Below are 22,540 nucleotides of genomic sequence, written 5' to 3'. Positions count from 1 at the left end.
AGTCATCATACGCCAATCCAGTCATCGAACGCCTTCGACCGGAGCTTGCCGATGTTGGCAGCTGTGCAGGTGAACGGCGTCGGGACGGCCACGGCGAGCGGGTTCCGCAGCTCGAAGACCGTCCAGAAGTGGCTGAACGCCCCGGTGTTCAGGACCGTCTCCTGGTCCTGGCGGTGGTTCTGGATCGAGCCTCCGATGTTCACGTTGCAGACTGAGCGGCCCATGATGTCGATGTCCCGGACCGGTGCCGCGAGGGCGCCGAGAAGGTTCAGCTGCGACTCGTCCGACAGCTCGATACCGAAGACGTCGAAGTTCGGACCGCCAGAGGTGTTGAGCGCCGAGAACACCGCGCGGCCCTGGATGCGAATGTGGCGGAACTGGCGGGTGGCCGCCGCGCTCGGGTTGACCACTGAGAAGGTGCCACCGCAGCCGACCTTGATGTCGTAGACCGAGGTCGGCGACGTGAGCGAACCGGCGGCCGCGTTCGTGACCGTGAAGATGCCGTCATCGACCACGCAGTTACTCACCGAGAAGGCGTCGCTCGTGCCGTCGATCAGCATCCGGCCGAAGGAGCCTCCCAGAACGCCGCCCTTGATGACGCAGCGGTTGACCTGGATGAAGCTGCCCGCGCCGGTCTCGGTGATGTCCAGGCGGCCGTTTTCCCTGATCTCGGTGCCGCTGAGCGCGATGCCGGTACTGGTGTTGGCCGTGTTCGAGGTCTTGATGTAGTTCGACGCCTGGTTGATGCCGTTCATCAGGCAGTCGGTCAGGCTCAGGTTCTTCGGGCCGGACGTCATCTCGATCAGGGAGTTGTTCAGGTTGCAACTGTTAAAGGAGATGCTGCCGCTGGAGGCCGGGAGCTGGGTGATCGCCATGCTGGTGAGGCGGGAGAAGGTCATCGAGAAGCGGGCGTCGGCGCCGGTGGTGGTGCCGTTCGCCGTGATGATGCCGCCGAGAATGTCGGACCCGTTGGCGATCTGGAACGCGTGTGCCGCGACGCCCTTGACGATGCGCGCCTGGCGGAGGATGGAGTCGGAGATGATCGCACCCTGGACGCCGTCCCAGGAGTGCGCGGGCCCGGCGCCGACCACGCCGCAGTCGACGTCGACGCGGCTGTAGCTGATGGAGCCGGCGGTCGTGGTGCCCGACAGCAGGATCGAGTCGGTCGGTGCGGCGGAGGGGCGGCCGTAGACGCGCGCCGTGGTGAGGGTGATGCCGCCCGTGCCGGTGCCGTCTACGCGGAGGGTAGCGCCGTTGATCTCGGACCCGGCGCTGACGTTGATGGAGCGGGCCGCAGGAACGACGGCCTCGGTCGTGATGATCGAGCCGTTGGTGACGACCGAACCGCCGGAGACCGTGATGTTCCCGGCGCCCAGGACGGTCAGGACCGACGCGCCCTTGATGGTCGCGTTGGTGAGGCCGGTCGCCGAGCTGGTCAGGCCGGCCGTATTGATGACCTGGGACGAGTTCTCGATGTGGGAGTTGTTCAGCGTGATCCGGCCGTTGACCGTCGAGCCGCCAGTGATGTCGGAGTTGGTCCAGCTCGCGAACGCGCCCGTGATGGCGTGCGTGCCGGTGCCCTCGACCTTGGTCCGCGTGATGGCGCCAGAGACCCAGCCCGTGAAGTCCATCGTCGTGTCGCGGAGCGTGTTGCCGACGAACTGGTTCGCCAGGACCACCGTGTCGGCGGCCGTGAGGGTGGTGTCCTCGATGTAGTTGTCCCGCCAGCCGCCGACGCCGAGCGCGGCGCCAAGGTGCCACGGCACCTGCGTGGCCACCGTGTCGAACGTCAGGTCAGTGTCGACCGCCACGTTGCCGGACGAGTCTGCCAGCTTGGTGAGCTTCTGCGCGGCGAAGTCGTACGTGCCCTGCCAGGCGCCCAGCTCGAAGGCGGTGTTGACGAGCGCCTCGTCGGCGAACTCCGTCGCCGACACCGGCTGGAGGGTAATGAAGGTCGCCGACGTGTTCCCGGCCGTCCCGATGACGGGGCCGGGAACGGTGACGACACAGTTCTCCTTGAGGGCCCCGCCCGCCCGTAGCGCCTCGGCCGAAGCCCAGGTCTGCGTGACGACGTACGGGCACTCTGGGACGGCGGCCGGCGTGTAGCCCGCGGAGGTTCCCATTACGGCTCCCAGAAGTCGATGCGGAATCGGTACGGCGTGAAGGCCGCGAGCGCTGCCGGGCCGATGCGGATGTTGGGCCCGCCATCCTGGCTCGGCGCGCCGGTCGCAGGGGCGCCCGCCGGGGCGAGGTAGGTGATCGTCGCGTACCCGCCACCGATGAGCGGGTTGGACCTGCGGACCTCGCCGGCGACCATCTTCACGCCGTTAGCCGGCCAGGTAACCGTCCCGATCGACGGAGCGGAGAACGCGACCAAGGCGGCGCCAGCCGAGGCGCTGCCGTTCGACTCATAGCTCATCGACACCGACGACAGCGGCCCGGCCCAGTTCAAGGTGTCGCCGTTGGCCGGTGATCCGTCGTAGCAAGTGCCGGGCTGGAGCGTGTAGCCGGTGAAGCTCGTCACCGCGGGTACGACGTTGCAGATCCGCTCGCCGAGGCCCGCGTCGTCTCCGAGGGCGCTCTCCGTCATGGTGACCAGCGGGACCATGAGTGGCACGGCCGGTGTGCAGCTGCCGACCTCGGCGGCGGGGACCAGGTTGCCAGCCTCGTTGTACCACTCCAGCGTGCCGCCCCTGCGCCGGCAGGGGAACACCGGCCCGGACACGAAGGCTTCGACCTGCCGCAGTAGAGGAGAGCCCGCGCCCATGACCGCCGTGTTCTGCTTGTGGAACCCGGAGAAGCGGACCCGCGCGACACCGTTGACGGCCGCGAAGTCCAGTTGCCGGGCCGGGCCGTTGTTCCCGAGGGGTGCGGTGACGTCCCAGGGCATCGTGGTGAGCGGGATCAGCCCGGCGTTCAGAAGCGTCACGGTCATGAGCCCGAACCCGTCCTGATCCGTCAGGACGCCGCCACCGCCGTTGGCCCAGCGCAGCCGGACCAGGTTGTCTACCGGGCTCGGGAACACGTAGTCGATGGCGGTCGTCGGGTTGGCGACGAGGACGGCCTCCGTGACCGGGGGGACGAAGCCGGACAGGTCCGCGCCCACGGTCCCGTCGATCGTGCTGGCGAGGTTGACGATGGTCAAGCCTGCGGGGTTCGCGGACACGACCGCCGAGGCGAACGGCACCTCCCCGATGGCGCACCGGGGAGGAGCCGCGACGGGACAGCAGTCACAGGGGACGCTCACGGGCGCCTCACCTCTGTGTCCAGTTCGCTACGACGCTCGCTCCGGCCTGAGGCGTGACCGACTGGGGGCCGGTCAGCGTGTTGTCGTCGGAGGCCGACCACGTCAGCGTCAGCCCGGCTGGGAGGCCGGTGAGGGCGGTGCCGTTGGAGTCGACCAGGTCCCACAGGCCGCCCACGCCCGTGACGGTCAGGCTCGTGAGGGTGCCGGCGACGTCGGCGCCCGGAGTCCACGGCGTCGCGTTCGTGAGGACGCGGCCCTGGGCGGTGAGCGTCCGGACGGTGTTGTCCGACGGGCACGGGATGATGTTCGCCGCAAGGACGGTCGCGCCGGTCACGGAGTCGATCAGGCTGATCGTGCCGTTCGTGGCACGGATCGCCGTGTAGAAGCCCGACCCGGTGTTGGTGCAGCCGTTGCCCATGACGACGGGGCAGCAGTTCGAGCACAGGGCTACCGCGCCGACCGGCACGAATGCCGCTCCGGTCAGGGTGGTGTTCGTCGTCGCGGTGACTGCACCCGAGGCCGAGTTGAACGTCAGCCGCTGGATGAACTGCGTCCCATTGCTGTCGCACAGGACCGTCGACAGGAAATCGAAGTCCGAAGCGATCGCTGTGGTGCACACGCCGACGGCACCGACCGGGACGAACGGCGTCGAGCCGTCGAGCGTGGTGTTGACGATCGAGACGAGCGCGCCGGTCGTGGAGTCGTAGTTGTACCGGCGCAGGAACCGCGTCGGGGTGGCGTCGCACAGGACCATCAGCTCTTCGTCGCGGCCAGCCGCGTCGGTGCCTCCGCACACCACGGCATTGCCGGACACCGTGTACGGCGAGCCGTCGAGGTCGGTGTCGACGGTGGAGGCGAGGACCCCGGCGTCGTCGAAGGTGAGGCGCCGCAGGAAGGGTGTAGCGGGGTCCGTGGCGTTGTCGCAGAGCGGTACGACCTCGGTGTCAGCGCCGGCGCTCGGATCCTGGACCACGGGCGTGCACTGCCCGACGTCGCCGGTGACGACGTACGGGGCACCGGCCAGGTCGGTGTCCGTGGTCGCCACGACGTCGCCGGTCTCGCAGTCCGTGACCAGCGTCCGAAGGAACTGCACCGCCGACGTCGCGTCGCAGCCGGCCAGCTCGACCGAGGCCGAGAACTGATCGGCCGTCCACGCCTTCGCGGTGCCGTGGAAGTTCTCCAGCACCACACCGACGCGAATGTCCCCGGCCGCGAGGTCCGCCGCGGTGACCGGCACGGACGCGGTGAGGGTCTGCACCCAGCCGGGAGGGGCGTAGGTGCGCACCGGGGAGTCCGCGATGAGCGTCGTGCCCCGGAAGACGCGCAGAGCGCCGTCCCAGGCCTGGCCCGTGCCGGGCCCGTTCTGCGTGACGCGCACGCTGACGTTCAGGGTGCCCGAGGCGTCGTCACATCCGAGGGGGCTGGCGGTGAGCCGGCCGACGGCCATGCGGTACTGCTGGCCGGGGCCCGCGGTGGCCGGGTAGGCGAGCGTCCCTCCCGTCCACAGCGTCGTGTACGCGCCGGGGAGGTTGGTGAACTGCGTCTGGTTGACGTCGGCGACGGTGCCGTCTGTGATCGCCGGGGTGACCGTCAGGGTGTCATCGGCGGGGGCGTCGCACAGCAGGACCGTGCTGGAGTCCCGGCAGGGGCCCGTGTCGCCGCAGACAGCGACCGGGCCGACGACGGCGTACGGGGTGGACCCGTCGAGCTCGAAATCCCACTGCTGGTCAGAGACGCCCAGGATCGGGCTGTCGATGTACCAGCGGAGGAACTGGTGCCCGGCGTTGCCCGAGTCGCACAGCACGTGGGACTGCTGAGTGAGCTGGGGGCAGACGACGATGGTGTACGCGCCGGCGGGGACGACCGCGCCGAGCGTGTCGTAGAGGACCGGGTCGCCGTTCTCGTCCAGCGTCATGAAGCCGCTCTGGCTGCTTCCGACGGGCGGGTTGGAGACCCAGCAGACGGGGCCGAGGGTCTGGCCTGCCTGCTGCGGGCACGGCCCGGGTGTCCAGCCGCCGTCGGGGGTGATCGGCAGCCCGTTGAAGCCGAGGAACGTGACCTCGATCCCGCCGTCCGGGGTGCGGACCTCGCGGCGGAACGCGGTCTGCGGGGTGCCGCCCACCGTGGCGCAAATGATCTGGTCTTCGAACGTGCTGGGGGTGTTGACGACCGTCGTGCCACCGCCGCCGCCTTCCCCGGTCCCGCCGCCCACGATCGTGACGGGGATCGGGCAGCGGGCGGAGATCTCCATCGTGCGCCGCGGGGTGGCCGGGCAGCCGGCGCCGGTGGCGTCGACGGTGAGGTTCTCCCACGTCGTGTCGTACTCGCCGACCTCGTCACGGGACTCGGCGCCGACGTACAGCCGTAGGTTCGGCACGTCCGCCGGGGGCACCGACGCGCTCACGGACAGCGTCTGTACCTGGCCGAGCTGGCTCGGGATGATGCTGTACTGGTCCCGGTCCAGGACGGTGTTCGTCGCCGTGTTGACCAGCCAGAAGTACAGCTCCGGGTTGCCGTTACCGGCGGTCTGGGAGCCGTCGTCGTTCGGGGTGACGTCGACCGACGCGTTGATGTTGACCAGGGTCACGCAGGCCGGGATCGGGTCCGTGGTGACCGGGAAGGCCCGCCAGTTGGACACGCCTGCCGGGCGGGCGACCGCGTCCCGCGCCTCCTTGATGGCCTGGTAGGCGCCGCCGCTGTTCATCGACAGGCCCATGCGCAGGGTCGGCGGGACCGTGATGCACGAGGTGATGTTGACGCGGTCGAAGTACTGGATCGGGCCGTTGCCGTCATTCCAGTCGACCGACGCCGACACGTAGGTCTGGCCGCCCTCGGAGATGACGGAGGTCAGCAGGCGCAACGGCTGGGAGCGCGTGGTCTGGTTGATCGCCTTCGGGGCGAGCGGGGCGGAGGCGATCGTGCAGCAGGAGCAGGAGGCGCCGACGCGGGACGCGCCCGCGCGCTGGATGCTGATCGTGTTGGGGCAGAATCCGCAGGGCCCGGCGTTCGGGTCGCTGGGGAGGGCCTGGCCGCAGGAGCAGGACTGGCCGTACTCGTCGAGGACGACGGCGAAGACGCCGCCGGTCCAGTTGTTCAGGCCGAGGTTGCCGAAGCCGCCGATCGGTGTGGCCTGGGTGCCGGCCGAGCCGTCGGTGAAAACGAAGTACTGGCCGTCGCCGCCGGGCGTGGTGCCGTCGTGGCTGGCGAGGGTGACGGCGGCGTTCATGCCCTGGCTGGTGCTGAAGGGCGCGGGCACCTGCCAGATGCCGTTTGAGGCGTAGGAGCCGTCCGAGAGGCGGATCCAGCCCGCTCCCGCGCCGTCGTTCGTCGGGGGGCCCGCGGTGAGGAACGGCGGGGCGGGCTGGCCCTGGATGACAGGGCCGGGCTGGTCGAAGGTCGTGTTCCGGAACGTCTCCGCGACGGGGAAGCCCGGCGGGAGTTCGTCCGCCGGGCGGTCCCAGGTGCCGCCGCACAGCGGGTCGGCGGTGTCGTCGTCGTTGAAGACGGCGTTCGACAGCGGCTTGCTGACGTCATCGAGCAGCACCTGTGTGACGACCGGCTCACCGGGGCCGCACTCGGCGTTCAGGTCCTGGTTCGACTCGGGGGTGCAGTTCGCCAGCGGGTCGCAGGTCTGGACCGAGTTCAGCGGCACGTACGGGGCGCCGTCCAGGCCGAAGTCCGAGACGGACAGGACGGTTCCGGCCGGGCCGATCGTCTTGACCCGCTCGAACTGCACGGAGGAGCCGTCGGCGTCGTTGACGTCGCAGAGGATCTCTACCGAGTGGCTGAGGGTGTCCCCGCACGGCTGGAGGACGCCCTGTGCGACGTACGGGAGTCCGGTGACCGGGTTGACGAAGACCGGGGCGCCGACCGGGGCGCCGCTGCTGTCGTACTCGTAGACAGCGAGCGCCGAGCCGACGACATCGCCGTTGGGCATCACATCGCAGAGCAGGGTCTGCTCGACGTCCACGGCGTCGGAGCCGGCTCCGGACCCGGCGCACGGCTGGGGCTCGATCGGCATGGGTCAGCTCTCCTCGGCGTGGGCGATGCGGAAGTGCGTGTCCCGGCCCCGGGCGGTGGTGAACGACCTGTCGCAGCCGGGGCACGGGTTGTCCGTGAACTCCTCGGCCGGGGCGGAGGCTTCGCCGGGCTCGGGCTCCGGGAGGACGCTCCCCCCTGCGGTAGTACCGGCATCCGAGTCGCTTGGGTCGCTGTCGGCGGGCGCGTCTTCGAGCGGGGCGAACTCCACGGTCAGCGGCACCGAGTCGGGGCCGTACGCGGACTCTGGGACCTCGGGGAGGGGCTGGCCGGGCTCGGCCCACTGCTCCCCCGTCACAGGCGCCACAGTGGGCTCCTGCTCGTCCGGGGAGACGTAGCGCTGGCCGTCGACCAGGGCGCCGATGAGGAGCGGCTCAGGGATCTCCGTGTACAGGCCGGCGGGCACGGCGAAGGTGTTCGGCGCCACGGTGTGGATCTTCGGGTGCTGGCTGGTCCCCCACAGGGCGAATTCCTGGCGCAGGCGCGCGGCGGGCTGGACGCGGATGGTCGTGCTCATGGGCGGGTCTCCTACTCGGCGCACAGCTTGACGCGGACCGCAGCGGCACGGCAGCAGGCGATCTCCACGACGAAAGTCCTCTCGACGAGGACACGGCGGTCGTTGGTGAGGGTGGCGACGCTCTCGCCGTCCTTGCCGGGGACGGTGGCCGGCGGCTCGCGGCGGATACGGACGGGGCTGGTGGCGTACAGCCAGGCCTCGCCCGGGTCTGCGGTGGTGCAGTCCGGGGGGCCGACGTTCGCGGCGTATCCGGCGCCCAGGACGACGCAGTTCCCGACGAGGGTGACGGGGTTCCCGCCGGTCAGGTGGACGATGTTGCAGCAGCCGAGGAGCGCGCCGACGCCGACGGGGACGTGCAGGACGCCGGTCCCGCCGTACTCGGTGCCGAGCCAGTCCTCCAGGATGCTGACGCCCTGCGACACGGACACCGCGCCGGCGACCGGCGTCTTGTCCTCGCCGATGGAGCACAGGACGTCCCGCTGGAGCCACTCCTCAAGGGCACGCTGCTCGCCCATGCGGAGCGTCTCCCGGGCATGCCGGGTGGCTTCCTCGTACGTGTAGCCGATGGTCGTGCACTCGGAGCCGGCGTAGATCGTGACGGGGGCCGCGGTACAGGTACCGGGCCGGTCGAACGTCTTCGGCGGGACGACCGCGTCAGGGTCGGGGCACCAGGTGGTGTCGTGTGCTTCGGAGCACGACAGGGGACGCCAGTCGGTGCCGAGAAGCTCGTGCGGGTCGGTGACGTCGATGATGTCCGCACAGCCGCCGAGGAGGCCGTGGGGCAGCGGGTCACCGGGGACGGCTTCGACGTACTTACGGAGTCCTGTCGAGGGCATCGCTGGCCTCCTGTCTGCTCATGGGTGGTGCCGGGCCTGTGTCAGGTCACAGGCCCGGCACGTCAGGGGTGGAGGTGGCTCACGCCGCCGGGCAGGTCAGGAGGGTCTGTGCGCCGGTCTCGCCGGACGGGCAGACGGGGACGGTGACCAGGCGGGTGTCGATCGACCGGTCGACGATCGTCACGCACTCCTCCGAGAAGGCCGCCGTGTAGTCGTTGGTGCTGAATTTGGCGCTGTCGTGGATCACGCCCAAGTTGACCTCGGCGCCGCGTCCGATCTGGATCTGGCCGGCCGGGTACATGAGGAACTGGATCTGGTCCGGCCACACCGTCGCGGGGGTCGCCCCGCCGATGCCCGCGTTCACGGGCGGGCTGCCCGCCGGGAGGTCGTAGGTCAGGCCGCGCGCCCACTGGACGCGCACCCCGAGCGGGGTGAACAGGGCCTGCACGTCGGCGACGGACACCTCGCTGAGGTCGACGCCGTTGCGGCGCGCCAGGTCGGCGAGGAACAGGTTCCGCGACCACCAGGGGAAGACCACTTCCAGGCTGATGGAGTCGCACAGGCTGTGCCGCTCGATGACGTCGGCGCTCTGGAGGGCGACGGCCGCGAAGACCGGAGCGATCGCGCCGAACGACGTTCCGATGGTGACCGGCGTCGCCGTGGCGGCGACCTCGTTCAGCAGCTCCTGCCGAATGCGGATCTCGTGCGCGACGAGGGCCTGCCGCAGGTAGAAGGAGACCAGCTCCGGGAAGTGGCGCTGCGTCAGGATGCCGGCCTCGATGCAGATGCCGATGGCGTCGCAGCGGGCCTCGATCGGCTCCTCACAGGGGATCTTGAAGCAGGGCTTGGCGTTCCCGGCGATGTCGTCCGCCTCGGTGTGGACCCACGTCATGGCGGCCACGTCCAGCGACGGCGTCCTGAAGTAGCGGATGCCGCCTCGGGCGAGCTGGATCTCGGGGGCGTCCCACAGCATGTCCGGGCACGCCGTCTGCAGGAACGTGTACTCGGTCTCCGACGGCGCGCACCAGCCGCCGGACGCGACCAGGTCGCCCTTCGGGAGGCGGGCCTGGCTGGAGGCGTACAGGGAGACGTTAGAGCCCTCCGGCGCGCTGCCCGGGTCGTTGACGATCAGGTCGTCCGGGAACGGGTGGTGGTAGCTCGCGACGAGGCCGACGCCACCGCCAGACGACTTGAGGGCGTTGGCCCGGTTGATGGTGCCCGGGGTGAGGTCGGCGAGGTCCATGCGCGCCCCGGACCGGAAGCCGGGGACGTCGACCGACGCCGTCAGGTACGGCTGGGCGGCCTGCGCGGCCGGAAGGACGCGCGGCTGCCGCTGGCGGACCTGGGCGAGGTTCATCGCCGGCCGGGCGGACGCCGTCGCCGACGGGGCGAGGTCAGCGGCGGGGTCGGTGGGCTCGTCGCCGGCCGGGTCGGCTGCCGCGACGGGCTCGGCGGCGGGCTCGGCCGGTGCGCCTTCCGGGGCCGGGTCCTGTCCCGGGGCGTCGAACTCGGCGGCGAGGGTGTCGATCTCGGCGGCGGCCTCGCGCGCGGAGTCCAGGCGGGTGGCCTGCTCGGCGTGGATGGCGCGGGCACCGGTGGCCAGGGCGCGCATGCGCTCCATATCGGTGCCGCTGACGGTGTCCTGTCCACGGAGAGCCTGGAACTCCGCGTTCGCCCGGGTGAGCAGGTCGGCCAGCTGCGTGTCGTCGAGAGCGCTGAAAGTCTCGGGAATTTCGATCGGGTCCATGGACGGGTCTCCAGTGTTGCGATGGAGGCCCGGCCCAGAACCAGCGGCTTCAGTGAGAGATGGTAGCCCGCCGCGTTGAGCTGCGGCGGGACGCTTCCAGGGGACAGGCTACTCGGCGACCTCGGACGGCTGCCCGCTGCTGGGCACCGAGGTGGAGACGGGAGCCACGTTCGTGTGGACGATCTTGTCGTCCTTGTCCATCACCACGCTGCCCTCGTACTTCTTGCTGATGGCGATGGTGGTCTCCTTCGACGAGTTCGAGAACACCGCGCGGCCGGCTCCGCCCCGGGTGACGACTCGGAACAGGTCCTTCTTCTTCTGGCAGCCACAAGCCATCAGTTGTCTCCCTCGGGGTGGCCGCCGACGGCTGCGGCGGCGAGTTCGGCGGTGGTCGGGTCCATCTGTGCGGCGAGCCGTTCGATCTCGGCGTCCATCTCGCCGCGTTCCGTGACCCGCGTCTCCAGGGCCGCGTTGAGGCGGTCGAGGAACTCCGGGCTGGTCAGCATCGTCGCGACGACGACCTCGGCGACTTCGGACGCGTCCGGGAACCATCCGGACTCATCGTCCGGACGCTGTCCGCCCAGGTCAGTAGCCTCCTCGTCCGAGCTCGCGGACGTCGTCTGGACATCGTCCGGATCCTGTCCGGACACGGTGTCCGCGGCGACGGCAGACGCCACCAGGGCGAGGTTCGCGCGCTCTACAGCGGCGGCCACGAGCGCCGACGAGTGGCCCGGCACCGGCACGGTCAGGACCGCCCTCAGCTCCCAGCCACGGCCGCGCGCCGCCTGCTTGAGGTGGTACGAGGGCTGGCAGGCGAGGAACACCCGCATGTCCCACTCGGACAGCCACGGGGCCGCCGCGCCGCTGAACCACATTCCGCCGTCGGACATGCCGCACGTCACCACGCCCGCGACGGTCCGCGAGTCGTCGAACTGGCAGGCCGCGTCCTCGCACTCGGCTCCGTCCCGCCGGTGCGGCACGTTCATCGTGAAGGTGCCGCACCGGACCGTGCTGCCGTCGTCGAGGACGAACTTCTGCCGCAGGAAGTGCGTCGTGTCCAGGCCGGCCTTCGCCAGCTTCTCGATCGTCAGGTCCTTCCCCGGGTAGCCCGCGTGCGGCACCCCGGCCTGCGCGACCCACCCGTACACCCGGCCGTCCTTGTAGTGGACTCCTCCGGAGCCCGGCGGGAGTTCCTCGGTGGTCGGCTCGGCGAACCAGGCTGCGGGCATCGGCGGCAGGTCGCGCATGGCCGTCCACGCCGACGCGGCGAGTTCCTCGAGGGCCTGGTCGACGGCGGCGGCCGTCTCCTCCCCTTCGGGCATGCTCGACGCGCCGGTGTACTGGCCGGGGGCGAGGCGTACCAGGGTGCCCGCCTTCGCCGCCCGGTTGAGGTGGCCGCGCGCCTGCTCCATGGTGATGCCGACGATGGAGGCGACCTCCCGTGCACCGACCGCGATCGGGCTGGAGCGGACGTACGCGATGACCGCCTCGTGGGTGTCGCTCGCCGCCGACAGATCCAGCGCCGGGGCCGCGGCGGCAGTCTCCTCGTCGACCGGGTCCAGGACGATACGGGCCCCCGCGAACGCCGGCATGGCGACGAGGGTCGCGCCACGCACCCGGGCGCGGGTGATCCGCATGAGGAGGTCGCCCGCGTTCTCCGTCCAGACGACCATGCCGCTGTCGTCGTCGGCGTCGCCGGCCGCCGCGGTGAGGACGCCCGTAGCGCCGAACGCGGCGCGCAGCGCCTCGGCGGGGACCACGCCGCCCGGGTTGGTGATGATCTGGACGTCATGGCGCTGCCGGGAGAGGCCTCCACCGTCGGCGGTCCACTCGGGGGCGGTCGCGGCCGACACGAAGTATGAGCCGTCCTCCATCCGCATCACGCTCATCGACGGGACGTGCGCCGACGCGAACAGCACATCCTCGCTGTCGTCCTCGGCGGTGATGGTGCGGTCGACGAACTCGACGTCGACCGAGTCCAGGTCGACCGAGACGCCGAGGGGCGAGCCCTCCTCGAGGAGCTGGACGGCGTCGGCCCCGGCGGGCCGGGTGATGTACAGGGGGCCCGCTCCGGTGAGGCGCTGCCCGTCGCGGCCCATCTCGCTGATGGCGCCGGCCAGCTCCGCGCCGTCGTGGCCCATGCCCATCTCGTCGGCGTACTGGAGCGGCCACGGCCCGTTCTCCCAGTAGAGGGCTCCGGAGGTGAACAGGCGGCCGTCGCCGGTCTCCTGGTCCTCGAAGGCGAGCGCCGTCTCGTCCGGGTTGGACCAGGTGCGGACTGTCGGTGCGGGGGCGGCCTCTGTGGCGGCCGCCGCATTGTTCTCGGCCATGTCGGTGTCCTCCTGGGGGGCGGCGAGAGGGATGTCCGTGTGGTCGCCGCCGAAGGCGACCCTGATGCGGTCGAAGGTGACGGGGCCGACCTTGGCGACCATCTCCTCCAGGGGCCAGGCCCGCTGGGTGTAGACCCCAGTCATGTGGGCGTGCCAGGGCGAGTGCTGCGCGGGCAGCTCGGGGCGTTCGTGGGTGTCCTCCAGGGCCACGGTGGCGGCCTTGCGGGCCAGGTCGAGGGTCGGGGCATGTTCGCCGCTGTCGGCGGCGTCGCCGACGGCCCACACCCAGCACGGGTCGTCGCCGCCGGGGTTCCAGTGGTTCACGCCGAACAGGTGGGCCTGGACCGGGCCGCCGAGGTCGGCGGCTGCCGTCTGGAGATTCCCGATCAGCTCGTTGCGCTGGTCGGCGGTCCAGGTGGACGCGTCGCCGCCGAGGAACCACAGCGTCAGGTGGAGCTCCTCGACGGCTTCCCCGTCGGGCAGGGCCAGGCGGGCGGCGTCGTCGTCGGTCGGTACCAGGGCGATCATCCCGCCCATGAGGTGGCTCCCATCATCAGCAGCGGCCAGACTGCCCGCTTCCGTGGATTCGAAGGCTGGCCCGCGCGCCTGCAGTTGCGGATCCAAGGCCGCCGCCCGTACTTCGGGATGGACTCGCAACACACAGCGGCAGTTGACTACCTGTCCGGCGGGGGCGGTCGGGTCGTGAGGGGCCGTCATCAGGACCCCGCCGACGGTGAAGCTCTCCGAGAGGAGGCGGAGCTGCCCGTCGGCCTGGTCGTGGTCGTGCCGTACCCGGCTGTCGCGGCGGGCGACCCACTGCTTCACCAGCGGCCGGTCAGGGCCCTCGACGGCCTGCGCCGCGCCGAGCACCGCGGTGTTCCAGGCCCGTCCGGCTTCGGTGCGGGCGATACGCTCCTCGCGGGCGTCGCCGAGCTGGGCGGCCTCGCGGGCGAACCTGGCGCGGAGGCGGGCGCGGAGCTGCTCCATGTCCTCGCCGGCGTCGACCCCGGCGGCCAGCTCCTCGCGGGCGGCCTCGGCGAGCCGGTCTCCCACGGCGTTCAGCAGGTGCTCGGTGACCGTCACGTAGGAGGCGACCGCGTCCGGCAGCTCCCGGCCCTCGTCGTGACGCTCTGGCAGGTCCGTCCACGTTTCGGGGAGTTCCGCGTCGACGTCGTCGGCCGTCTGCTGCGCGGCCTGCTCGGTGACGCCGAGGAGGCGCCGCACGATGCGCGGCACCCGCAGGCGGAACAGGCGGCTGATTGAGCTGACCGAGAAGCGGGCGGCGACGATCTCCGTCGCCGTGTCGAGGCCTTGGGCGAACTCGTCGGCGACCTCGGCGAGGACTTCCGCGACGACGGCCGCGACAGCCTCCTCCGCCGCGTCCAAGGCCTGCTGCGTCTCCTCATCCACGGGCGGCCTCCTTACTCGGCGCGGTGGCTCTGTCCGGGGCCTCCGACCTGTCGTCGGCCTGGTTCTGCCGGGTCCGCCAGGCGAGGAGCTCCTCCCACACCTCGCGGCCGGTACAGCGTGAGCACCAGCCGAAGACGCGGTGCCCGGCCCGGGAGTGGCCGGGTGGTGCCGTGTGCAGTGGCGGCGGCGACGGCTTGGGCTGTTCCTCGGTGTCACACATCGCTGCCTCCTTGGTCGGTGGGGTCGTCGCAGATCTCGCACGCCGAGAGCGTGCCGAGGAGCATCAGGCCGGTGGGGAACAGGGCGTGCACGTCGACCTCGGCGGCCGTGTACGCCTTGCAGGCCGGGCACCAGGCCTCGCGCGGCTCGCTGGTCGCCGTGTTGAGGACGCCCGCAGCTGGGGCACTCATGCCGCCACCGCCATGTCGCATGTGTTCAGCAGCTTGGGCACCAGGTCGAAGTCGTGGCCGATCCCGGCGATCAGGAGATCCCGGCAGTACTCGTCGAGGGTGGAGGTCAGGCAGTCCGGGTTCCCGCCGTAGCGGGTGACGACCTCCGGGAGGCGCTCCCACGCGCCCTCGAACAGCCGGTACTGGTCGATCTGCTCTCGGTCGACCCGCACCAGCGTGTGGATCGCCGATGGTGCTGAGCGGTGGACCCGGCCGCGTTCGGAGCGGGGGCAGGCCGGGGTGCCGGCCAGCTTCTTCCCCGCGACGGACAGCGCCGTCCAGATCAGGCCGTCGACGGCGGCGACCAGCGCCGTCCGGTCCGGGCGGGCGGAGGCGGGCAGGCTGTCGGGGTCGTCCTGCGTCTCGTCAACCGGGAGGTCCGTGGCGGACTCCGGCGCCGTCTGGTCGTCCTGTCCGTTCGGCGGGTTCTCCTCCGCGTTCCGCTCGGCGATTTCCTCGGCTTCGGGGGCGTCGTCGTCGTCGAAGCCGGTTTCCCGGCGCAGGGCCTCGGCGGAGATGGCCTTGCGGTCGAAGACCTGCAGCGCGGTCTCCGACCGGTTGGCGCGTACCCGGAGCGGGCTGGAGTCGTACCAGACGAGCCAGCGGTCCCAGTCCTCGGCGCCCTCGGCTTCCAGGATGGGCCGTACCCACTGCTGGGTGAGGGCCCGGCACACGGTCGCCAGTCGCGGCTCGATCGCCAGCCGGATCGCCTCGGCTGTCAATCCCCACAATCCCCAATGGTTGATGTCGCCGAGGCCGAGGAGGATCTCGGCGGGCATCTCCAGGCCGATCGCGAACCGCTTGATGGCCTCTTCCCGGAGGCGGATGGCCAGCTCGTCGAAGTTCGACTCGAAGGTGATCAGCTTGAAGTCCGAGATGGACTCCGCGGGGACTTCCAGGACGATCGGGACGGTGGCGGCCGCCGACTCGGGGTCGCGGATGGCGGTCTCCGCGACCGTCATCAGCGTTTCGATCAGGTCCTCGTCGGCGCCGTTCTGCTGAGGGAGCGTCGGGAAGCGGGTGCCCTTGGGCACGAGGAGGATCCCGCGCCCGGTGAGCCGGCTGCGGGCGATGGCCTTGACGGCCGCGTTGAGGAGGAGGAGTTCCTCGAGGAGATCCATCGACGAGCGGACCGGGCTGTCGGCGTGGATGGCGCGTTCCGGGTCGGGCTCCCATACGCGGATGCCGACCGGGCCGTCCGGGTCGAGGGTATCCGGGTCGCCGGCCGGGATCTCGATGTCCTCGCCGTCGACCTCGGCCTGGAGTTTGCCGTTCTGCTGGCGGACCTCCCGCACGGACAGGACGCGCCAGTCGTGGCCGTCCTCGGCGATCTCCGGGTTCTGGACGTCCGCGTTGGGGCGAACGATGATCCAGCCCTCTCCGGGGACGGTGAGGTGCTTCCCGAACGCCTTGAGCATCTCGGCCTGGCCGTCGGGTCCGCCCGCGATGCCGGAGACGATCTCGGTGACGCGGTGGCCGTCGGGGGCGGCCTCGATCGTGCCGTCGTCGGCGCGGCGGCCTGCGAAGAGGAGTGCGCCGGCCATGGCGTTGGCGACGTACGTGGCCGCGAACCGGACTTCGGGGACGAGGTGGTACAGCTCCCAGGCGCGGAGCTGCCATCCCTGGTCGGTGCTGGTCTTCTGCCGGGTCAGGCGGCGCTCGACGTACCGGGAGGCCGCTGCGGTGACGGCGGGGCGCGTCATGCGGCTTCCTTGCGGGAGTCGTCCCAGCGGTTGAGGAGGGACTGCCCGCCCGCGACGGCGAACCACTCGACGACGTGGGCGGTCAGGGGGCCGTCATGCCATTGGCCGGTGGTGTAGAGCCAGACGGCGAGGAATGCGCCGGACACCCACCAGCCCGCGCAGTAGACGCAGCCGATGAGAGTGACCAGGGCGAGCCGGGCTGTCGACTCGGGTTTCCTTGCGAGCCAGGCATCGAGGCGATCCCGGGGGTTGTCCAGGAGCGAGTCATGGACGACCAGCTGTGTGCCGCGGTATCCCGCGACGGCGAGGATGGCTAGCTCGTAGACGGGGATCATGACCGGCCCCTCGTGAGGATCGTGCAGGTTGCGGCGGGCACTATAGGTCATTCGTGACAAACCGTGCGCTGCAAGTGATCAACCCTGTACGGCTTTCGATCTCCCCGGGGTGTGGGTGCACCCGCCGGTCCCGGATGCCGGGTTCGATGCAAACGCCGCGAATGCCGCTTCTGCTACAGTCCGCGATCGCGCGTCCTGAGCAGCGCGCGTTCCGGGAAGGACGTCGGCGGTGATGCCGCACGCAGCGTTCCGGACGGCAGGGGTGGCGCATCCCCGGCTGTCGGCGTCGAGCGGTCCCCGGGATCGCTGGCCGGGCCCCGTACCCGAGCGGGGCCTGGCCAGCAGATGCACCCCCCGTCTCATTTCCCGATGCGGCGCCCGTACGCCGCGGCCGAACTCCCCGACGGCGGCGTCACGCTGCCGGGCTGCGGGGCCGTGGGGAGCGGGGCGTGAACGATGGCCCCCTTGTTCGCCTCGGGGATCAGGCCGTACGCCAGAACGCACGACGAGTCGATCCGGCCGGGCGAGCTGGGGTCGGTGGGCTGCCACGTCGCCCACTCGCGTTCCAGGTCGGTGAACAGGCCGCGGAACCGCACCTTGTCCTGCACCATCAGCTGCGCCACCGGCTCCGCCCTCAGCAGCTTCCCCTGCTTGGCGCGGACCGGGAGGATCGCGGGCATCAGTACCCCCGGGGGGATCTCCCCGTCCCGCTGGAGCTTCTCCCACGACGTCTGGATGGCCAGGACGCACATGTCCCTGCCGAAGTTCCACTCGACGTAGATGATCGCCGCATGCGTCCGGTAGGCGAGCAGCGAGGCCGCGGTGGACCACTCCGCTGACGACATGGGCGCCGAGACATCGTCGGTGACCCACACGCGGCCGTCGTCGCCGAGGAACCCGCCGATGACGCCGGCCACGTCGCGGCCCCCGCCCGAGGGGTCGATGCTGACGGCGATCTTCTGCGGCTCCACCTTCGTCGTCGTGTCCCGGATGAGGCGCAGCAGCTCCTCGGAGACGAGCGCGCCCACAGCCGGCTGCGGGTCGCCCTGGCACAGCGAGTGCCAGTCCCTGGGGATCGAGGTGACCTTCATGTCCGCCCACCAGGCCCGCAGCTTGGCCTTGTTCCGGGTGGGGATCTTCGGGTGCGTCAGCGGTTCGCCCGGGGCGCGGCCGAGGGGGTCGGGGCCGAACTTCGGGTCGGCGTGCGCGGGCAGGTGGACGACCTTCCATCGCCCCCCGTCTTCCAGGCGGCCCTCCTCCTCCAGGCGGCGCCCGGCGAAGTCGTCGGGATGCCACCTGGTCTGAATTCCGACCACGGCGTTGCGGTCCGGCTGGAGCCGCTTGAGCGCGGTCGACGAGTACCAGTCGTGCAGCGCCCGCCGTGATGCCTCGGACTCGGCGTCCGCGCGGTCCTTGTGCGGGTCGTCCACGATCAGCAGGTTCACGTCGAAGCCGGTCAGGCCCTTACCGACGGACACCGACCGCACGCCCCCGCCGCGCGTCACCAACCAGTCCTGTTTCGCCCCCGAGCCGGGCTGCATGCGCAGGTCGTACTCGTCGCCGTGCTCCTCGACGTAGCCGCGGATCGTCCCGCCCCGCCGCAGTGCGAGGTCATCGCCGTACGAGGTGACCGCGACCTTGTCCATGGGGAACAGGCACAGCCACCAGAACGGAAACCACTCCGCCACGACGGTCGATTTCCCAACCTGCGGTGGCGTGAAAATGAGCAGCCGGTCGTAGTCGCCCCGCGTCACCTCGACCAGGGCATCGCTGATGACCTTCAGGTGCGGGCGCATCCGGAAGCGGGGGTCCAGACCGCGCGCGAGCGTCGTCGGGTCCCGGAGCAGTTCCCGGCTCATGGACCGCTCAGCGGCACGCAGCTCCCCCCAGACCTCCGTGTCGTCGAGGTGCTCCAGCTCGCGCGCGACGGTCGTCATGGCTACTCCTCGTCGTCGTCAGTGCCGTCGACCGCCTTCAGGCGTCGGTTCACCGATGCGGACAGCGCAGCCAGCCGCTGATGCCTGGCCTCGGGGGTGAGCTGGGCGAACTCGGCGAACTGCTGCGCCAGCGGGTTCGCGCCGTCGCCGGCCAGGACGATCGTCTCCGTGGGATCACCGAACAGGACGCGCCGATGCCGCATCGCGACGTCCATCAGGCGGATGAAGTCCCCGGTGGACAGCTCCTCCGGGCGCAGCGTCCGTAGCCGCTGCACCAGGACGCCGATCGACGCGCCCAGCACCTTGGCGTCGTTCTCGGCGGCCTTGCGCCGCTCCTCCAGCCACATCGCCTGGTACTGGACGTCCAGGTGCCGGTCGTAGGCGTCGACCCGCTCGCGCCAGCGTCCGTCAGCCGCGAGGTTCCTCACGTGCCCGTACGCGAGTGTCAGCCTTTGCGCGGCTTCCGTCAGGGTTCTGGTGCGTCCGATGTCACGGTAGGTGACGAACTGGCCGTGTTTCTTGGGGGTCTCGCCGGGCTGTCGTTCCCATGGGTCGAGGTCGGGGGCGAGGGTGATCGGGGTGCGGGTCACGGGGTGCCGTCCTGGGTGCCGGTGAGGTACTCCTGGGCCAGGCGCTCAAGGAGGCGCCATCCCTCGCCGGCGGGGATCTCCTCCCTGCCTACTGCTGCCGCGATGGCCTTGTTCAGGGTGATGGCTGCGGGGGCGGGGAGTGTGCGCATGCCGGTGACGGTCTCCAGGCCGACGTGTCCTGTGTGCCGTGGCTCGCTGTCCGGGAACGTGTAGGCGGCCTGGAGGTCGGTGAGGTGGTTCTCGGCGATCCGGACGATGGCGTGCCAGGCCAGGGTGACGTTGATGATTTTGTGCGCTGCGTGAGATGACGCGAGGGTGTCGAGGGTCTGTTCGTAGTCGGCGCGTGCCGCTAGCCAGGTCTCGGACTGTCCGGAGCGGGCGGCCTGGATGGCTTCGCGGGCGGCTTCCAGCTCGTTGGGCAGGAAGATGAGTTGGATCGTCGACCAGTCCAGGTTGGCCTCGGAGAGGCCTTCGGGGCTGACGTCGGCGAGGAGGTCGAGGGCGTCGTCGTCCAGGCCGCTGTAGGCCCGCCAGTCGACGTCCTCGATCTGGTCGTAGAGGACCTGGAGGGTGGCCGGGTCGTCCTTTCCGTTGATGGCGTTGTGGGAGAGCTGGCGGGCGATCAGCTGGTCCCGGGACTGCGGGTCCAAGATGAGCATGACCGTGATCTCGTCGAGGCCGGCCTCTACGGCGGCGTCGCACCGGTGGTTCCCGGACAGGATGAGCTCCTGGCCCTCGTCGTACTCGCCGCCTCCGTAGACCAGGGGCACGCTGGTGAGACAGCCGTCGGCCTTGACGTTGGCTACGAGCCGGTCGAACTCCTCCTTGGGCTGGTAGTGCGCGTTCACCTGGAGCCGGGTCAGGGCGCGCGGGTCCCGGGTGACCAGGGTGGGGCGGAGGTGGGGGGCGGGCGTCGTGCTCATGGCGTGGTGTCCTTCAGGTCGTGGCCGTGCTTGCGCTTCCACAGGTCGAGGGTCTCGGCGAGGGTGTGCCGGCCGAAGACGCCGTCGTACTGGAGCTGGTAGCGGTGGATGCCGTCGGAGCCGGGTTCCTGCCGCTTGGTGAGCTTGCAGCCGGGGATGCCGCGCCCGTACTTCGCAGAGTTGGGGCGGTCGGAGAATGCCGTGGTCGCCCACGTGTTGATCTTCCGGGAGAGGCGGCGCTGCATGAGGTGCTGGACTTCCTTGGAGCAGGCCACCATGACGATCAGCTTGGACAGCCGCCGGTAGCGGGTCCACGACACCGGGAAGTCCGAGAGGAGGTACGCGCCGTGGGTGTCGTACTTGTCCTCGTTGAACGCGAACGCGCCGATCAGCCGGCCGTCGACGGCGACGGCGCACGCCTCCAGGGGGCTGCCGGGCAGGATCGTCTTGGACATGAACTCCGACCGCACCATGCAGAACTGGGCCATGTTGATGGGGTGGACGGTGATCTTGTCGCCCAAGTCCTCCGTGGGGCCGAGCTTCCGCATGGGAAGGGGTTCGAGGATCTGCCGGGGCTGCACGATGCGGGACGGCCCGCCGCCCGCGTACACGAAGATCGGCAGGCCGCGGTTCGCGGTCTGGACGACGCCCACGAGCCGGTCGCGCAGCGCCTCCCGCTCGATGTGCAGGCCGAGCATCCAGTTGGGCCGGTCCTGCACCTGGGCGATGATCTCTTCCTTGCCGTCCTCGTCGAGGTTTCGGAAGTCCGGTACCGGCCAGTCGAACGCCTCGTCGATGCTGGCGAACTGGGACTGATAGTCCTTGGCGTAGAACGGGGGGAACATGACGACCGGCGCCTCAGTCGGGACGGCGTCCCGCAGGTAGTCGCGGACATCGCCGGCGTAGAACGACCCGATGCGCGTCTCGAGCCCCTGGAGCTTCGCGACGGTCTTGGAGTGCATCCGCTCCCACTGGAGCTCCGTCGCGACCATGACTCGGCGGTGGTAGTCGCCGTGCTTGCCGACGTACCCCAGGAAGCGGGTGCCCAGCATGATCGTGGCGAGGAGGTCGGTGCGCTCCTGGGTGTACGGCTCCAGCCAGGGGACCTGTTCCAGGTACTCGGGCTTGAGCCGGTAGTCCAACTCCTGGTCGGCCAGCCACCAGCCGAGGGCGCACGAGTAGCCCTGGATGTCATTGCCGTGGACTCGGCGGTCCTTCCCGAAGCGGGAGTACAGGACGCGTTCGATCGTGAAGTTCCCGGAGCACCCCACGTAGACGTCGTCGCCGGGCCAGGTACCTGCGTGCTCGTAGATGATCGAGCGGAGGGGGGTGGGGATAGAGCCGTGGAACATGGGTCACCTCGCGGCGTCGGCTGCCGAATTGGGGCGGCGAGGATAGCTGAGCTGGGACAATCCGGGCTTTCCGCCCGGCGCCGGGTGCGACGAAGGCCCCCACCGGATGGATGGGGGCCTTCGGGGTGGAGCGCCGGCCAGGGTTCGCACCTGGACCACCCGACTGGAAGTCAGGGTGTGCTGCTGTTACACCACCAGCGCCCGGCCGGTCACGTCTCGCATGACGGCCAGGACGGCATCGTACAACACCGTCCGTATCCGGCGGTCTACCTACTGTGCTGGTGGGCGGCACCCCGGGCGGCCGTGGGGCCGCCTGTCACCTCCTCGGAGCCCCAGTGCGGGGTGGGGGTTGCGGCCGGGGGCGAGGGGCTCAGACGTGCGTGTGGGGCCGCACCCCGGGGAGGGTTGCGGCCCCACACTGGGCGGGCGAGGTCAGCCGGCCGACCCGGGGCACGGCCACCAGGTCGTCAGCAGCTCTTCGGCGTAGTCGCGGGCGGAGTCCTCGTTCTCGAACCAGGCCGCGGAGGGCTCGCAGCCGCACCGCTCGTGGATGAAGCCGGTCGACGTGGTGCGGCTGTCGGTGTCGGCGGCCGGGATGGTCGCCTTGGTGCCGGTCCGGGGGTCGGTCACCAGGTAGGTGGTCGGGGTGGTGTTCAGGACCTTGTCGAGGACGGCGATCCCGGTCCGGGTGGACACGAGAGTGACCGTGTTGGTGACCTCGACCGCGAACGGGGGCACGTCTTCCAGGCCGCAGAGTCGACGGTGCTCGGCGATGTCGGCGGCCCGCTGGATGCGGACGCGGTACAGCTCGGCGTACGCCGTGGCGACGGCGGCGGCGCGGGTGGCTCCGGTTCCCCACGCCTTCCGGGGGCCGTCGACGTCGCGGACTTCCCATTCGCCGAACGCCCGGTAGACCGCGAGCTGCATGCTCAGGAGGTTGGTGTGCACGTGGGTGTCGCTCGGGAAGTCGCCCGGGACGGTCAGGAGGTAGCCGGTCCGGCCGAACGGGAGGCCGGGCCGGAAGTGGTCGGGGCCGTAGGCCTTGTAGCGGATGCTGGGCATGCTGAACGCCGTCGTGCCGGTCATGGTGTTCCTCTCGGAGGGTCCTGCTTGGATGGGTGGTGGG

17 protein-coding genes and 1 tRNA gene are annotated in these 22,540 nt (G+C 70.6%); all 18 read right to left on the bottom strand.

Translation table 11 applies throughout. From position 1 onward, the window contains the following. Positions 1 to 5: 5 nt before the first annotated feature. Entirely contained in the window at positions 6 to 2,123 is a 2,118-nt protein-coding gene (locus OHS82_RS25230; RefSeq protein ID WP_328434579.1) for a hypothetical protein, read from the bottom strand. Further along, on the bottom strand, positions 2,123 to 3,145 hold the full coding sequence (locus OHS82_RS25225; protein ID WP_328434578.1) for a hypothetical protein: 1,023 nt from the start codon (positions 3,143 to 3,145) through the stop codon (positions 2,123 to 2,125). The genes OHS82_RS25230 and OHS82_RS25225 overlap by 1 nt, the downstream gene beginning before the upstream one ends. Before the next feature lie 109 nt (positions 3,146 to 3,254). Beyond that, on the bottom strand, positions 3,255 to 7,268 hold the full coding sequence (locus OHS82_RS25220; RefSeq protein ID WP_328434577.1) for a hypothetical protein: 4,014 nt from the start codon (positions 7,266 to 7,268) through the stop codon (positions 3,255 to 3,257). 3 nt (positions 7,269 to 7,271) lie between these two features. Next, entirely contained in the window at positions 7,272 to 7,802 is a 531-nt protein-coding gene (locus OHS82_RS25215) for a hypothetical protein (RefSeq protein ID WP_328434576.1), read from the bottom strand. A gap of 11 nt (positions 7,803 to 7,813) precedes the next feature. After that, positions 7,814 to 8,638: a cupin gene (locus OHS82_RS25210; protein WP_328434575.1), complete on the bottom strand. Its 825-nt coding sequence runs from the start codon at positions 8,636 to 8,638 to the stop codon at positions 7,814 to 7,816. 79 nt (positions 8,639 to 8,717) lie between these two features. After that, entirely contained in the window at positions 8,718 to 10,385 is a 1,668-nt protein-coding gene (locus tag OHS82_RS25205) for a major capsid protein (protein ID WP_328434574.1), read from the bottom strand. Positions 10,386 to 10,493: 108 nt separating this feature from the next. Then, positions 10,494 to 10,721 (bottom strand): hypothetical protein, encoded by a 228-nt coding sequence (locus OHS82_RS25200; RefSeq protein ID WP_328434573.1) that lies wholly within the window; start codon positions 10,719 to 10,721, stop codon positions 10,494 to 10,496. Continuing rightward, positions 10,721 to 14,125: a phage minor head protein gene (locus OHS82_RS25195; RefSeq protein WP_328434572.1), complete on the bottom strand. Its 3,405-nt coding sequence runs from the start codon at positions 14,123 to 14,125 to the stop codon at positions 10,721 to 10,723. The genes OHS82_RS25200 and OHS82_RS25195 overlap by 1 nt, the downstream gene beginning before the upstream one ends. Beyond that, entirely contained in the window at positions 14,118 to 14,345 is a 228-nt protein-coding gene (locus OHS82_RS25190; protein WP_328434571.1) for a hypothetical protein, read from the bottom strand. Before OHS82_RS25190 ends, OHS82_RS25195 begins: the two co-directional genes overlap by 8 nt. Next, the gene (locus OHS82_RS25185; protein ID WP_328434570.1) at positions 14,338 to 14,535 is read right to left on the bottom strand and encodes a hypothetical protein; all 198 of its coding nucleotides are present in this window, start codon (positions 14,533 to 14,535) and stop codon (positions 14,338 to 14,340) included. The genes OHS82_RS25190 and OHS82_RS25185 overlap by 8 nt, the downstream gene beginning before the upstream one ends. Beyond that, a complete protein-coding gene (locus OHS82_RS25180; protein ID WP_328434569.1) occupies positions 14,532 to 16,277 on the bottom strand; it encodes a hypothetical protein in 1,746 nt (581 codons plus the stop codon). Before OHS82_RS25180 ends, OHS82_RS25185 begins: the two co-directional genes overlap by 4 nt. Then, positions 16,274 to 16,663, bottom strand: coding sequence for a hypothetical protein (locus OHS82_RS25175; protein WP_328434568.1), 390 nt, complete (start codon positions 16,661 to 16,663; stop codon positions 16,274 to 16,276). Before OHS82_RS25175 ends, OHS82_RS25180 begins: the two co-directional genes overlap by 4 nt. Positions 16,664 to 16,971: 308 nt before the next feature. After that, positions 16,972 to 18,549, bottom strand: coding sequence for a hypothetical protein (locus OHS82_RS25170; protein WP_328434567.1), 1,578 nt, complete (start codon positions 18,547 to 18,549; stop codon positions 16,972 to 16,974). Between the two features lie 2 nt (positions 18,550 to 18,551). After that, positions 18,552 to 19,139, bottom strand: a complete 588-nt coding sequence (locus OHS82_RS25165; protein ID WP_328434566.1) for a hypothetical protein — start codon at positions 19,137 to 19,139, stop codon at positions 18,552 to 18,554. Then, complete coding sequence (locus OHS82_RS25160; RefSeq protein ID WP_328434565.1) at positions 19,136 to 20,062, bottom strand: ParB N-terminal domain-containing protein; 927 nt, start codon at positions 20,060 to 20,062, stop codon at positions 19,136 to 19,138. Before OHS82_RS25160 ends, OHS82_RS25165 begins: the two co-directional genes overlap by 4 nt. Beyond that, positions 20,059 to 21,414, bottom strand: coding sequence for a putative antirestriction adenine methyltransferase (locus tag OHS82_RS25155; protein WP_328434564.1), 1,356 nt, complete (start codon positions 21,412 to 21,414; stop codon positions 20,059 to 20,061). Before OHS82_RS25155 ends, OHS82_RS25160 begins: the two co-directional genes overlap by 4 nt. Before the next feature lie 126 nt (positions 21,415 to 21,540). Next, a tRNA-Gly gene (locus tag OHS82_RS25150) sits at positions 21,541 to 21,615 on the bottom strand. A gap of 231 nt (positions 21,616 to 21,846) precedes the next feature. After that, entirely contained in the window at positions 21,847 to 22,500 is a 654-nt protein-coding gene (locus tag OHS82_RS25145) for a hypothetical protein (RefSeq protein ID WP_328434563.1), read from the bottom strand. Positions 22,501 to 22,540: the final 40 nt, after the last annotated feature.

Origin of the sequence: Streptomyces sp. NBC_00425, from assembly GCF_036030735.1 — a bacterium.
Lineage (GTDB): Bacteria > Actinomycetota > Actinomycetes > Streptomycetales > Streptomycetaceae > Streptomyces.
This window is presented reverse-complemented; position numbering and strand designations above follow the sequence as displayed.